Raw genomic sequence first — 13,440 nt, 5'->3', positions numbered from 1 at the left:
GTCATTTATGATAAGGTTCCCCCCGATTTATCTTCACCGCGCGATAAATCTGCTCCACCAGCACCAGGCGCATGAGCTGATGAGGCAGCGTCATGCGCCCGAAGCTCATGCGCTGCTGCGCGCGGCGCATGACCTCGTCGGAGAGCCCGTGGCTCCCTCCGATGACGAACACGACATGGCTCGTCCCATAGGTGCCGAGCCGGTCGATTTCTGCGGCAAGCTCTTCCGAGCTCCACAGCTTGCCGTCAATCGCGAGCGCAATGACATGCGCCTCGCTCTTAATGTGCGCGAGGATGCGTTCCCCCTCGCGCGCCTTAACAATACCGACCTCTGCTTCGCTTAGAGAGTCGGGTGCTTTTTCATCTGCCACCTCAATCACCTGAAATTTCAGGTACGGTGTCAGTCGTTTAGCATACTCTGCGATGCCACTAATCAAGTACTTTTCCTTCAATTTTCCTACGCCAATAAGTTGAATAAGCATAAATGCCTCCTATTATAGTCCTCTATAGAAATAGCAAAAGGACGCGCTCTAGGCGTCCCTTATAGTTTTAGTAACTACCTTCTCTCGCCCAATCCTTATATATCTTGTATTTCATGTATTCCCTGTCCTCATAGGGCTCAATCCGTTACTTCCCTTCCTCCCGCTCCTCCATCGCAAAATCCGGTTTTTCTCCAGCTTCATAAGCACTTAATATAGAATCCAGCAAACCTGGGAACCTTGCGTTAAGATCTTCCGTCCGCAGCGACAGAATGCGCTGTGTTCCTTGCACCCGCGTAAAAACTACCCCTGACTCACGCAAAGTACGGGCATGGTGAGACATGGTCGACTTTGCAATTGGAACGTTGAAGCCGTTGCAAGCCTGCTCTCCATTTAAGTTAATATCCGAGACGATATGAAGGCGAATTGGATCGCTGAGCGCATACAATATGGAAGCAAGCTGAATGTCCTTGCGGTCCGGATGAAATAGTATTTTCATGGATGATTATCCCCTTTGTCCTACAATTCATGCGAAAAAAACATTGTTGTTCCTAATTGCATTTTATATCAACGCATGCTATATTTCAATTGTTCGTAAGTAATCGAACTATTAAACAATAATAAAAGGAGTGCTTCACACATGACTTCTGTAAATAACCTTTCCGCAAACGCGGATCATGAAGCCTCCGCTCCGGAAGCGACTCTTCCACGGGAAGGCTTGCTGACTCTGCTGTTCAGCATCGCTGTAGTTCTCGTCATCATGAATACGGCCATGTTCAATCTGGCACTGCCTGATGTAACTGAAACCTTCGGAATTACGGCTGCATCCGCTTCTTGGATTGTTACCGGGTATTCCATTATGTTCTCAATTTCCTCCATCACGTACAGTCGTCTCTCTGACTTTCTGCCGATTCGCCGCCTGTTAGTAATCGGGCTGTTGACGCTAGGTTTTGCGGCTGTTGCTGGATTTTTCAGCACCAACTTTGTCTTTCTGCTAATCGTACGCATTCTACAAGCGTCGGGCGCGGGCGCAGTCATGTCCTTATCGCTTGTCCTGTTTACCCGCTATATTCCACAAGCCCGTCGGGGAAAAGCGATGGCGACGATTATGTCAGCCGTTTCACTCGGTCTAGGGCTTGGGCCGGTAGCGGGCGGAGCCATCGTCGAATATCTCGGCTGGATCTGGTTGTTCGCTGTTACAGCAGCTATTTTGCTTCTCGTGCCGCTGTTCCTTATCCTGCTGCCCAAAGAGGTACCCACACGTGGCTCCTTCGATGTCCTTGGTGGGCTGCTCTTGGGCGTCGGCACCACTGGGCTGCTGCTGTTCCTAACCAGTGGGCTGTGGGTGGCCTTGGTCGCCGGAATTGTAGCCATTGCTTTATTTGTTGGGCGCATCCGCAGCACGCCAGACCCTTTTGTGCTGCCCGCGCTTTTCCGCAACCGCTCCTATCTCGTCCTGGCGCTGGTCGGAATCGCCTCCTATCTGTGCAGCTTCGCCACCCTGTTCCTGCTGCCACAGATTCTGACTCATCGCTTTGGCTTCAGCGCAAGCCATGCTGGACTTGTGATCTTTCCGGGCTCGCTGCTCGCCATTTTCGTATCCCGTTCCGTCGGAAGAATCATCGACCGTTATGGTAATGCAGGGATTTTACGCTTTGCTCCACTGCTAGTGCTGACCGCTACTGTACTGTTCGCTTTTTTTGCCGGGCGATCCTGGGTTGCCGTCATGCTCATCTATATGATTATGAGTCTTGCCTTCACGACGTTGTCCAGTAGTGTCTCCAATGAAATCTCTCGGATTCTGCCATCTTCGCAGATCGGCTCCGGGATGGGACTGTTCCAACTGCTGCAATTCTTTAGCGGTGCCTTCAGCGTAGCTATGGCCGCAAGCGCACTCGAATGGCAGCGCGGGTTGCCGCACTGCTTGCCATCATCTCAGCCATTCTCTACCGCAAGAGCAACCGCGGGGGTTCACCAGCCAACATGGCAGACGCAGCAGATGCCTAAGATTAATCCTCCAATGCACCTATAATCATTTCACGCAAAAACACCTTACAGCCCATTTCGGGACTGCAAGGTGTTTTTTATAAGTCTTAACGGTCTTTAGACCACCAAATATTCCGCATTCTTCTCACATTCCACACATTTGGCCGGCGGGTCCCAGTCCGAGAACTCGGTCTCCTTCAAGTCCACAATATCTGGTGCATCCTCATACTCGTCCACAAATTTGTCGATGGCTAATTCTACATGTTCTTTACATACTACATACATTCAACCAAGCATCCCTTTCTGTGCCGCTACGGCCTAATACTCCTTCTATTGTTCTACCATACTTCCCACGAAAAAGGAACTCCTATCTGCCGATTCCAGCGATCTGTTCATCCATTGTCTATATTTTTGCCCTCCTACAAAAAAAGATTCCTCTCACCCCAATGGGCAAAAGGAATCTCTACACGCATACCTCTCTATTTTCTATATCATATTATCTCAAAACTCTCCATCCTACCCTATAAACTCCACCGGACGATCCAGCTCATACAATCTGCGGTAACGTGGTTCTTTTTTCATCAGTTCCGCATGGGTTCCACGCATTTCTACCGAGCCATTTTCCATAAAAATCACTTCATCCATCTGCTCCGCACCGACCAAATGATGCGTTACCCAAATTAGCGACTTACCCTTCATGGCTTCGAACATTGTCTTCAAAAGATCACGTTCCGTCCGCGGGTCTAGCCCTACAGTCGGTTCGTCGAGAATGACGACAGGTGTATTTTGCAGCAAAATACGAGCTAACGCTATCCGCTGGCGCTCCCCACCCGAGAAACGTTGCCCCGCTTCACGGACAAAGGTATCATATCCATCTGGCAACGAGGAGATCAACGTATCCATTTTCGCTAATGCTCCAGCTTCCTTGATCGCTTGTTCGGAAGCCTTCGGATCACCCATACGAATATTGTTCGCTACCGTAGTATCGAATAAGTGGGGGCTCTGATTTAACACCGCAATAATAGAAGGAATATGTTCACCATAAGCCGCAGCAGCGAGACCATTAATCATAACCGAGCCTGCTGAGGGTTCAATAACACCTTGAATCGCCTTCAATAACGTCGATTTACCCGCACCACTTCGGCCGATGATCGCAATCTTTTTACCTTGTGGAATATCGAGGCTGAGATCGCGAACCGACCAGTTATCCGCTGATCCATAATGGTAACCTACCTTTTCGAGCCTGATGTGAGTACTCTTCATCGCATGAGGTAGAGCATCGACTACAGATACAGATGCTTTTTTAGACACGATGTTCTGCCCATGTCCATCTACACCAGACAACCGCTCCAAGGAGTTACGGTACTGTGGGATTTTCTCCACCGCTTCGGACACTGGCAGAAAGGCATCTGCAACAGGAAAAACAACCAATACGAACGCCGCAATCAACGTACCCGCAATCGCACCATCCGCAAATTCTCCAGCAGCCCAATACAGCATTGAAAGCACACCAACCCCAATTACCGCTTGCCCAATGAATGTGCGAAGACGTGCCCAACTGCGTAACGCTGCATCGGTTTGAGCCACTTTTCTCTCATCTGCTTCATACGTCTCTACGAACTGGCTTTGCCGTCCACTAATGACCCAATCACCCATGCCAAGCACGGCGTCAGTCAGCTTTTGATAGAGACGATTACGCTCTACTTTCACTTCACGTTGGCGCTTCTGTGTGAACAACAAAGATAAGAACGGTAGCACCACCACTAACACCAATATATACAGAGCCATCAATAACGCAAAAGCGATATCAAAAGTACCCAGTGCAATCACAGCTGCTCCATAAATCAGCAAAGCAATGATGCTTGGAAACACGGTGCGCAGATATACATTTTGCAAATATTCAATGTCATCCGCAAGCATCCCGAGAATATCCCCAGTACGGAAGCGTGACGACAGGAACAAAGCCTGTGGCTCCAAAATATTGTACAAACGCACACGCATCTTAGATAGAATTCGCAAAATCGTGTCATGCCCAACTAGGCGTTCCACATAATGAATTACAGCCCGACTCGTCCCGAACGTACGCACACCCACAATCGGTACATAGATCATTAGAATATTTTCAACCGGTGTAGATGCTTTTGAGATCAGAAATCCTGAAGTATACATTAATGATGAGGCGGTAAAAATCGTCAACGCCCCAAGCGCAATAATAAGCACAAAACGCCAAAAATACGACGATACATACGGAGCAAACCATCCTTCACGTTTCAATGGATTCCCTCCAATTGCGACCCAATCAATTCATAATACGCACCCTTGCGGGCAAGCAACTCCTGATGGGTACCGATTTCTGCCACTTGTCCTTGCTTCATTACTACAATCATGTCCATATCAAGCATCCAGTGCAGGCGATGTGTAGCCAGGAAGACCAGCTTTCCTTCAAAAAGAGGCACCATCGTCTCCTTCAGCTCATATTCGGTTTCAATATCCAGATGTGCCGTTGGCTCGTCTAATAACATAATCGGACGACTGCTGAGTAAGGCCCGGGCTAAGGCTACACGCTGCTCCTGCCCACCACTGAACGAACGACCCCCGCCGCCGATCATCTCATCCAGACCATTCGGAAGGGTTGCCACCAGCTCTGATAATCCGGTAGCTTTCACAGCTGCAGCCACAGCTTCCATAGAAGCTTCAGGGTAATAGAAGCGAATATTATCAGCCAATGTACCGCTAAAAATATAAGGGCGCTGCGGGATATACGAGGTCTGCTTTCGCCAAGCCTCATCCGTTAATGCGCTAACCTTTGTACCGTTTACTGTGATACTTCCTGAAGTAGGGTGTAAGAAACCACCCAAGATATCGACTAGTGTAGATTTACCGGCCCCACTCTCTCCGATAATCCCAATTTTACTTGCTCCTTTAAATTGCAGGTTCACCGCTTCCAGCGAAGAAAGGCCCGCTTCCTCATATTTCACACTGACTTCCTTTAATGTGAGCACGCTATTCTCATGCCAAGTGAATATCTCTTCGGATGTTTTTGATACTGAATCCAAGGTTTGATTACCGTTTGAACCTATTACTTCAGCCTTCACTTCTTCCTGGTCTATGATACTCTTCATTGCTTCAGCGGCTTCCTTCCCATCCAAAGTAGCATGGAAATCTGAACCTACCAGTCTGACAGGCAGGAAATATTCCGGCGCCAAGATCAGAATGGTTAAGCCCGTAACAAGAGTCATCTGATCGTTCACCAGCCGCAACCCAAGACTTACCGCTACGGAAGCAACCGATAACATTGTAAAGAAGTCCAGAGCAAACGAGGACAAAAAGGCTACTCGCAGGGTTCGCATCGTCGCCGAGCGATATCGATCGCTGACCGTAGCAATACTCTTGCTATGACTACGACTGCGGCCCAGAAATTTCAGCGTCTCTAGCCCACGGAGGGAATCCACAAAATGATTAGACAATGTGCGATAAGATTTCAGCTGACGGTCCATCTGCTTGCGAGCGGTCATTCCGATCAAAATCATAAAAACAATAATAATTGGCATGGTAATCGTAAGAATAATCCCACTCGCAGTATCCATCTTGTAGATATAAATAAGTACCAAAATCGGTGTAATTGACATCCCTACCATTCTAGGGATAATCGCTTCCAGATATGTGCGGAACTTTGTTACGCCTTCCAGCACAAGTGTAACAAGATCCCCGGTTCCACGCCCGCCCACCATTCTAGGTCCGAGCTGGAAGAGCTTATCCATCATTTCCCTCCGCATATTGCTGCCCGTTGCTTCCGCAAAGCGGTAAGAGATACGGCTCATCAGCATGGCGCAAGCATGGCGCACTAGAAATGCAAGAAGGAACAATAGCGAAGTAGCCCATTGTTCCTTCAGAGGTTCTCCCGCAAATAGCGCAGAGATAACTTCTGCCAGCCATTTGGCCAGCAGAAGTATGGACAAGCTTTGCACCAGGGTAAGGAGACCAACGATCAGAAAGACCGGCTTAACTCCTTTATACCCAAGCAAATTTTTATCCATCAGTATTCAAGATGCTCCTTCTCGTGAACGCGTTTATGAAAGACAAAGTAACTCCAAATCTGATATCCCAATACGAATGGAAGGATGGTCAGTGCCACAATCGTCATTACCTTTAAAGAGTAATGACCGGAAGCCGCATTAGTGATTGTCAAATTAAAGGCTTGATCTATTGAACTAATCATAACACGTGGGAACAATCCTACAAAGATAGAAGTCACGGACAATGCTATTACCGCTCCTGTCATGCCAAAAGCATAGCCATCCTTCTTCTTTGTCATGAAATAACCCGATAATATGAATGCGATAATTCCTAGCGCTACTATAATCATAAGAACTAAACCACGTTGTTCGAAAATATCAGTCATATAATAAGTCATTACCACGAAAGCAAGCAATAAAGCTCCAAGTGGCAAAAGCAATCTTTGCGCCATTTTTCGAGCACGAGCCTGTAGATCACCTACTGTACGCAGGGTAGTGAACATTAGTCCATGTACCAAGCAAAGAAGAACAACAGTCACACCAGCCACTACGGTATACACATTTACGATATCAGTAAAACCTGCGTACATTTGCATATCCCCATCAATCGGCAAACCTTTGATGAAGCTGGCGAACACCACAGCAAGGAGGAACGGTGGGAGGAAGCTGCCGAAAAAGATGCACACATCCCAAGTTTTTTTCCAAGCTACAGAATCCCGTTTGCCTCTGAATTCAAAAGCAACACCACGTGCAATCAAAGCTAATAAAGCAAAGACAAAAGGAATATAGAATCCACTAAACAATGTTGCATACCACTCAGGGAAAGCCGCAAACATTGCACCCGCAGCAGTAATTAGCCATACCTCATTTCCATCCCAGAAGGGTCCGATCGAGTTAATCAAAATCCGACGCTCTGTATCATTTTTAGCCAGAATTTGTGTTTCCATCCCTACGCCGAAATCGAAACCCTCCAGGAAGAAGAACCCTATAAACAGAACTGCAATGAGCACAAACCACAATTCATTAAGAGAAATCATTGGGCGCCCTCCTCGTTATATGGATCATGCGAATCCCCGTGATCGTTATCCATCGCATAAGGACCTTTTTTAATCACTTTCATAAACAAACCAATCAGAACTAATCCGAGAATGGCGTAAATCGCTGTAAAAGAAATAACAGAGAATAGAACCTGACCACTCGTAATATTAGGTGACACACTGTCTTCCGTTGTCATCAGTCCGAATACCGTCCATGGCTGACGCCCGAATTCGGTCATGACCCACCCCGCTGTATTCGCGATTGGAGGAAGCAATAGTCCCCATAACATAAACCGCATAAACCAAGTGTTAGGACGGTCCATCTTTTTGCGCCACATTAAATACATTGCGTACATACCCAGTACAATCATTAACGTTCCTGCTAGAACCATGATCCGGAAACTCCAGAATGTCGTACGTACAGGTGGAATATAGTCACCGGGGCCATAGGTTTGCTCATACTCAGCCTGCAGCTCAAGCATACCTTTAACTTCACCGGAAAATTTACTGTATGAAAGGAAGCTCAGCATGTACGGAATTTGAAATTCACCTGTACTTTCTTGCTTCTCAGGATCAATATTTGCCCATACGGTCCAAGGTGCTGGGTCACCACTCTTACCCCACAGTCCTTCGGAAGCCGCCATCTTCATAGGTTGAGTTTCAACCAAATACTGTGCTTGCGCATGACCTGCCACTGCTACACCAATCGAAGAAATGATCCCTACGATCGCTGCAATTTGAAAAGATTTCTTAAAAAAAGATACATCTTGTTTCTTCAATATCTTGTACGCACTAATCCCCGTTACGAGGAAGGCGCCTGTTGCATACGCAGCAAGAACCGTGTGCGGGAATTCAACCAGCAATTGTCCGTTCGTAATCAGCGCGAAGAAATCATTCATTTCTGCACGTCCATTATTAATCGCAAAACCCACAGGATGCTGCATAAAAGAGTTCGCTGCTAGGATCCAGAAAGCAGATAACATCGTTCCGAATGCTACCAGCCAGATGGACAATAGGTGCACTCTCTTGGACACTTTGTCCCAGCCGAATATCCAGATTCCAATAAAAGTAGACTCCAGAAAAAAGGCTGCCAATGCTTCAACTGCAAGCGGAGCCCCGAATACATCACCCACAAAACGTGAATAATCAGACCAGTTCATGCCGAACTGAAATTCCTGCAAAATCCCTGTAACTACCCCTACTGCAAAGTTGATGAGAAACAGCTTTCCCCAGAACTGCGCCATTCTTTTGTACTCTTCATTGCCTTTTCTAACGTACATGGTCTCCATAATCGCAATCAAGAGCGCTAGTCCGATTGATACCGGTACAAAGAAATAGTGGAATATTGTCGTCGACGCAAATTGTATACGCGACAGCATTACTGTATCCATATTTTTCCCTTCCTTCTCCCCTTTTCGTTAATTATATTGTGTCAAAAATTTAGACGTCGTTTTGTGATATATGTCACACAAAGGAGTGCTTTTAACGGTAAAATTCAAATGATTTGTGACAAAAATCACAATTTGCCTTAAAAAAAGCAAAAAAAATAAGACGGTTTGACCGTCTTGAAGTTGTTCACTGCTCTAAAACAAGCTTGACTCATAAAGGCATTGGTTAGGTAATGGAAATACCCTTCTTCAGCGATTTGAGATCGCCATTCGAATTAAGCAATTGTGGTAGCATCTTCGTGCTGCGAACCATTGGAGAGTCACATAGACGGCAAGAAGGCGCATGTTCAAATGCGAAATTATCCCTCATCCATCCGTTGCATCCATCATTGGTACACGCCCAAATCGCGGTATTTTCTTCCGGTATTTCTTCCAAAGGTTTCTTCCGGTAGTTCATTGCCGTTCCTCCCATCCTGTAAGTCAATAGTGACTAACTAGATATAAAAAGACCGTCCCAACTTTCACAAGCTGGGACGGTTTCTTCTATTATTACAGTTTTACAACGTTTTCGGCTTGTGGTCCACGGTTGCCTTGAACAACGTTGAATTCAACGCGTTGGCCTTCGTCCAAAGTTTTGAAGCCGTCGCCAGTGATTGCGCTGAAGTGAACGAATACGTCGCTTCCGCCTTCAACTTCGATAAAACCGAATCCTTTTTCTGCGTTGAACCATTTAACTGTACCTGTTTGCATGTGTGTTACCTCCACAAATTTAAATTAATATGTTCTTTTTATCTTCAAACAAAGAAAAAATTCACACATTGAAAAAGGTTGTATTTCCGAATATAACAGCCCTTTTCAATGCGAAAATTAGGGACTAAATGTATGATTGATATCATATTACCACACCTGATTAGCAAAGGCAAGCTGGCATCCGTATATATCCGTTTCTACCCTAATAAGTATTACCTTCCAATGTAAGGGTTGCCAGTCAGCCCAAAATTCATTAAATCAGCTTATAATTGCCATATTTATCAAAACTTTAGAAGAAACAGATCCCCGATAGCGATACAGAGTATCGCTATTTCAGGAAGCTCTACCTTCTCAACTGAAGGGGTAGTCCGCTCTACTTGTCATTACTGCTATATCATTATATGCCGACTTCCAGCATATTATTCCTCTGGTTTTTCAAGAAGTTTAACTGTGGCTTGATTGACTTTCCCATTTCGGTAATAGGTAATCTTCAGATCCTCACCAATCTTCGTCTGATTATATAAATACTTGCGAAGGGAAAGCGTAGATGTAATAGGTTGATCATTAAATTTCGTAATCACATCATTGAACTGTATTCCCGCTTCCTGTGCAGGTCCAACAGCATCCAGAACGACAACCCCATCCTTAACATTGTTCGGTAGGTTCAGTTCCTTGCGTTGGTCCTCTGCGAGAGGAACGTAAGGATTGTTTAAATCTACCGAATATACGCCTAAGTAGGAACGAGCAATCCGTCCTTTCTCAGCCAGTTCATTAGCGGTGTCTATCACATGGTTAGCTGGAATAGCAAAACCCAGCCCTTCTACACCTGTATCGGAGATTTTCATCGTGTTAATACCGATCACCTTACCATCCAAATCCACAAGCGCTCCGCCGCTATTGCCTTCATTGATTGCCGCATCGGTCTGAATGACCTCTTGCTCCCAATCATATACGCCGTCCTGATTCAAGGATACGGGAACCTTCCGTTCAGTGTAGCTAACAATACCTGAAGTTAATGTGTCACCAAGTCCTAACGGGTTTCCGATGGCAATGACCGTTTCACCTAGACGAAGCTTCGAGGAATCTCCGAGCTCTGCGATTGTATTGATACCCTTGGCGTCAATTGAAAGCACCGCAATGTCACTCACTTTATCCGTTCCAACGAGTGTAGCTTTACGTGTCTCGCCATCTACTGTTACGACTTCAAGATTGCTAGAGTCTTCGATGACATGGTTATTAGTAATGATAAATGCCTTATTATCTACCTTTTTATAAATCACTCCAGAGCCTAATGCTGACTCATCCAGAATGTTCAATTCTTTATTATCTTCTTTATGATTGATAATACTTACTACTGCAGGACGGACTCTAGCAGCGGCTTGAATGATACGGTCAAACGGATCACTGCTTGGGGCAACCTCCCCAGTTGTTACTACCGAATTCGGGGCAGTTTCGTGACTCATTTGTCCAGTAAGCATACTGAATAAAAACACTGCCACCACAGCACTGATTAAGGAGCAGACGGCGGATATTTGCCAAGTAGCTAAGCCCTTGCGCGATCTTCGCACAGAATGCTTGCGGTTAGCAAATGATCCCTTTGATGCTTCATCCCCTCTGGACCGTGATACTTTAGTTGAATAGAAATCGTCATCAAACAATCCCACCGAAAATCTCCCCCTTCTATTGCCAACCGTTCACAGTATTTAAAACCTGAACCTCTAGCAATCACGTTCCAAGCATATACCTCTGCATCCTTTAGACTCCAACAATCACTAAAAAGTTTCACTTTATCCATTAACCACACAATAGTTTCAGTTAATCGAAAGAATTTTAGAATCTTTCAATATATCTTCTCTACTAGGAATATTTTGTAACTTAAAAGACTACACTAATAGAAAGGTTCCTTAAATTTAAAGTTTGCTTATCACGTCTATAATTGTATCACAGGCAACCGTCAATTCGTGATTTTCCTGAGGTGAAAAGCCTGCGAATTTTTTACAACTCCAGTTCTGCTTATCCTATATAAGGAGGTATAATTATGAATTCTTTTTCCACAAGTATGGATCTGGTCGAGTTTATCGGTAAGCTTGGTGATTTAAAGGATGAACATTACCATATGACCCTTGCCTTCAGTGCAATGATCGAATTGATGATCGATAAAGGCCTGATCTCCCGCCAAGAATTAGAACGAAAGACTGCCGAGCTTGATCAGCTTATGACAACTGGCTCAACTTATCCCATGGCGTAGGTTGGTCATAATAGGTATCGCAAAGCTTAAACTCACTATCTTTAAAGAAACAGCCCCGATCCTCCATTGCGCAACGCACCGACATTTTGGCCAAATCCATCATATTATGATCCCGGCTTAAATGCGCTAAATAGGTACGTTTAGTCCGTCCTGTGAGAATTTCACTTAGTGCCGCTCCGGCTGCTTCATTAGAAAGGTGACCCATGTCGCCAAGTATACGTCGTTTCGTATTCCACGGATAACGTCCCATCCTCAGCATTTCAATATCATGATTCGCCTCCAGCACCAATACGTCCGCCTCTGAAATCGCATCTCTTACCTTTTCGCTAACATACCCCAGATCTGTAGCTACACACAGCTTTTCTTTTCCATCATAAAAATTGTAGCCCACCGGCTCCGCCGCATCATGAGATATTGCAAACGATTCTACACGCATACTGCCAAAATCCCTATGCTGTCCCGATTCCATAATGATTCGGTTATAGTCGGGTATTTTTCCAATGCCTTTTTCAATGGCTCCCCAGGTATTGGTGTTCGCATAAATCGGAAGATCGTATTTACGGGCCATTGCCCCGAGTCCTTTAATATGATCGGAATGCTCGTGTGTGACTAGAATCCCGTCTATCTCATTACCCGTTAGCTCGCGCATGGCCAACAGCTCATCGATCCGCTTGGCACTTAGTCCCGCGTCAATCATAAGTGTTGTCTCCCCGTTCCGTACCACCGTTACATTTCCGGTAGAACCACTGGACAGTACTGTAAATGAAATCCCCATTTTCCTTACTCCTTCTAATCTGTTGTCTTCGGACTGATGATGTCCGCACTTATAGCATCCACATAATAGGCATTGCCGTTCTCCAGCATGAACCGCCACATCGGTGACGCTACCTGACTTTCGGAGTTGAACAACTCACCATAATAACCAAGCTCAATCTCCTTCACTACGGAGTCTGCCGGAAAATATTTTTCAATCAAACTGCTAAGCGCTTGCGATGCCGGCAGTACCTTCTGTTCCTTATCGCTACTGCTTGCCCCTATCTCAATCTTAGGTGAGCGGAAAGCTACAATCTTCTGATCACTATTAATCAACTCTAACCTAACTCGGAATAGCGACCACTGATTCTGAACTAGCGGGTGAAGCACGAACTTCCCAACTTCACTTTCTTGAGAATCAAAACGATAATTTGCGATATCCGGTATTTGACTCTCAAGCGCCTTGCTAAGCTCGGTGAAGGAAGAATAGATCAGCTTGCTATCTATAGGAACATCTAATTTAATGGGTGGTTCATTCTGCTCTTCAGCAGAATATCGATAAGTGATATTAGGAAGCTGCGGGGTAGAAGCCGGAATGGGACACAACACACGAATCCCTTTCTGCTCCATGACCGCCTGGGTTTCTTCGGACAGGGAAGTGAAATCGAGATTGGCACTAACCTGATCGCGCAAATCAATCCACAGCTGATAACATAGCAGCAGATTTAGACCTAAAAAGGCGCAAATTAGTACATTTTTGGCTCTTCCCCAATCCATACCCTTA

General features: G+C 45.7%; 14 protein-coding genes. 2 read left to right on the top strand and 12 right to left on the bottom strand.

Annotated elements, in window-relative coordinates; genetic code table 11:
• Nucleotide 1: 1 nt before the first annotated feature.
• Both rlmH and M2444_RS21915 read right to left on the bottom strand, forming a co-directional pair.
• A complete protein-coding gene (rlmH, locus tag M2444_RS21920) occupies nt 2–481 on the bottom strand; it encodes a 23S rRNA (pseudouridine(1915)-N(3))-methyltransferase RlmH (protein ID WP_094869753.1) in 480 nt (159 codons plus the stop codon).
• A 145-nt stretch (nt 482–626) separates the two neighbouring features.
• The gene (locus tag M2444_RS21915; RefSeq protein WP_280788019.1) at nt 627–977 is read right to left on the bottom strand and encodes an ArsR/SmtB family transcription factor; all 351 of its coding nucleotides are present in this window, start codon (nt 975–977) and stop codon (nt 627–629) included.
• A gap of 141 nt (nt 978–1,118) precedes the next feature.
• Between M2444_RS21915 and M2444_RS21910 the strand changes: the two genes are divergently transcribed.
• Nucleotides 1,119–2,510 (top strand): MFS transporter, encoded by a 1,392-nt coding sequence (locus tag M2444_RS21910; protein ID WP_280788018.1) that lies wholly within the window; start codon nt 1,119–1,121, stop codon nt 2,508–2,510.
• A gap of 71 nt (nt 2,511–2,581) precedes the next feature.
• Here the strand turns inward: M2444_RS21910 and M2444_RS21905 are convergent, their stop codons facing one another.
• From M2444_RS21905 to M2444_RS21870, 8 genes are all read right to left on the bottom strand, one after another.
• Nucleotides 2,582–2,749 carry a CxxH/CxxC protein gene (locus tag M2444_RS21905; RefSeq protein ID WP_076301545.1) on the bottom strand — a complete coding sequence of 56 codons (168 nt, stop codon included), beginning with the start codon at nt 2,747–2,749 and terminating at the stop codon, nt 2,582–2,584.
• Nucleotides 2,750–2,980: 231 nt separating this feature from the next.
• Nucleotides 2,981–4,738 (bottom strand): thiol reductant ABC exporter subunit CydC, encoded by a 1,758-nt coding sequence (gene cydC / locus M2444_RS21900; protein ID WP_280788017.1) that lies wholly within the window; start codon nt 4,736–4,738, stop codon nt 2,981–2,983.
• The gene (cydD, locus tag M2444_RS21895) at nt 4,735–6,501 is read right to left on the bottom strand and encodes a thiol reductant ABC exporter subunit CydD (RefSeq protein WP_094876559.1); all 1,767 of its coding nucleotides are present in this window, start codon (nt 6,499–6,501) and stop codon (nt 4,735–4,737) included. Before cydD ends, cydC begins: the two co-directional genes overlap by 4 nt.
• A complete protein-coding gene (gene cydB, locus M2444_RS21890) occupies nt 6,501–7,517 on the bottom strand; it encodes a cytochrome d ubiquinol oxidase subunit II (RefSeq protein WP_094869748.1) in 1,017 nt (338 codons plus the stop codon). Before cydB ends, cydD begins: the two co-directional genes overlap by 1 nt.
• Entirely contained in the window at nt 7,514–8,908 is a 1,395-nt protein-coding gene (locus tag M2444_RS21885) for a cytochrome ubiquinol oxidase subunit I (protein ID WP_076285054.1), read from the bottom strand. The genes cydB and M2444_RS21885 overlap by 4 nt, the downstream gene beginning before the upstream one ends.
• A 223-nt stretch (nt 8,909–9,131) precedes the next feature.
• A complete protein-coding gene (locus M2444_RS21880) occupies nt 9,132–9,362 on the bottom strand; it encodes a cold-shock protein (protein WP_042131698.1) in 231 nt (76 codons plus the stop codon).
• A gap of 92 nt (nt 9,363–9,454) precedes the next feature.
• Nucleotides 9,455–9,655, bottom strand: a complete 201-nt coding sequence (locus M2444_RS21875) for a cold-shock protein (protein WP_019914582.1) — start codon at nt 9,653–9,655, stop codon at nt 9,455–9,457.
• Nucleotides 9,656–10,074: 419 nt separating this feature from the next.
• Nucleotides 10,075–11,319: a S1C family serine protease gene (locus tag M2444_RS21870; RefSeq protein WP_280788016.1), complete on the bottom strand. Its 1,245-nt coding sequence runs from the start codon at nt 11,317–11,319 to the stop codon at nt 10,075–10,077.
• A gap of 374 nt (nt 11,320–11,693) precedes the next feature.
• Here M2444_RS21870 and M2444_RS21865 point away from each other — a divergent pair, with 374 nt between their 5' ends.
• Entirely contained in the window at nt 11,694–11,903 is a 210-nt protein-coding gene (locus tag M2444_RS21865; protein ID WP_042193027.1) for a hypothetical protein, read from the top strand.
• Here M2444_RS21865 and M2444_RS21860 read toward each other — a convergent pair.
• Both M2444_RS21860 and yycI read right to left on the bottom strand, forming a co-directional pair.
• A complete protein-coding gene (locus tag M2444_RS21860) occupies nt 11,869–12,678 on the bottom strand; it encodes an MBL fold metallo-hydrolase (protein WP_280788015.1) in 810 nt (269 codons plus the stop codon). The genes M2444_RS21865 and M2444_RS21860 overlap by 35 nt on opposite strands.
• Before the next feature lie 14 nt (nt 12,679–12,692).
• Nucleotides 12,693–13,433, bottom strand: a complete 741-nt coding sequence (yycI, locus tag M2444_RS21855) for a two-component system regulatory protein YycI (protein ID WP_094869744.1) — start codon at nt 13,431–13,433, stop codon at nt 12,693–12,695.
• Between the last annotated feature and the right edge of the window lie 7 nt (nt 13,434–13,440).

The sequence above is a fragment of the Paenibacillus sp. PastF-3 genome (assembly GCF_029893135.1).
In the GTDB taxonomy this organism is placed as follows: domain Bacteria; phylum Bacillota; class Bacilli; order Paenibacillales; family Paenibacillaceae; genus Paenibacillus_AQ; species Paenibacillus_AQ nitricinens.
The sequence above is the reverse complement of the archived record's forward strand: the minus strand, read 5'-3'. Positions and strand labels throughout refer to the sequence as shown.

What these genes read in the sequence shown, in the direction of transcription:
- rlmH (WP_094869753.1), bottom strand. Translation starts at nt 481, where the DNA reads ATGCTTATTCAACTTATTGGCGTAGGAAAATTGAAGGAAAAGTACTTG.
- M2444_RS21915 (WP_280788019.1), bottom strand. Translation starts at nt 977, where the DNA reads ATGAAAATACTATTTCATCCGGACCGCAAGGACATTCAGCTTGCTTCC.
- M2444_RS21910 (WP_280788018.1), top strand. Translation starts at nt 1,119, where the DNA reads ATGACTTCTGTAAATAACCTTTCCGCAAACGCGGATCATGAAGCCTCC.
- M2444_RS21905 (WP_076301545.1), bottom strand. Translation starts at nt 2,749, where the DNA reads ATGTATGTAGTATGTAAAGAACATGTAGAATTAGCCATCGACAAATTT.
- cydD (WP_094876559.1), bottom strand. Translation starts at nt 6,501, where the DNA reads ATGGATAAAAATTTGCTTGGGTATAAAGGAGTTAAGCCGGTCTTTCTG.
- cydB (WP_094869748.1), bottom strand. Translation starts at nt 7,517, where the DNA reads ATGATTTCTCTTAATGAATTGTGGTTTGTGCTCATTGCAGTTCTGTTT.
- M2444_RS21885 (WP_076285054.1), bottom strand. Translation starts at nt 8,908, where the DNA reads ATGGATACAGTAATGCTGTCGCGTATACAATTTGCGTCGACGACAATA.
- M2444_RS21880 (WP_042131698.1), bottom strand. Translation starts at nt 9,362, where the DNA reads ATGAACTACCGGAAGAAACCTTTGGAAGAAATACCGGAAGAAAATACC.
- M2444_RS21875 (WP_019914582.1), bottom strand. Translation starts at nt 9,655, where the DNA reads ATGCAAACAGGTACAGTTAAATGGTTCAACGCAGAAAAAGGATTCGGT.
- M2444_RS21865 (WP_042193027.1), top strand. Translation starts at nt 11,694, where the DNA reads ATGAATTCTTTTTCCACAAGTATGGATCTGGTCGAGTTTATCGGTAAG.
- M2444_RS21860 (WP_280788015.1), bottom strand. Translation starts at nt 12,678, where the DNA reads ATGGGGATTTCATTTACAGTACTGTCCAGTGGTTCTACCGGAAATGTA.
- yycI (WP_094869744.1), bottom strand. Translation starts at nt 13,433, where the DNA reads ATGGATTGGGGAAGAGCCAAAAATGTACTAATTTGCGCCTTTTTAGGT.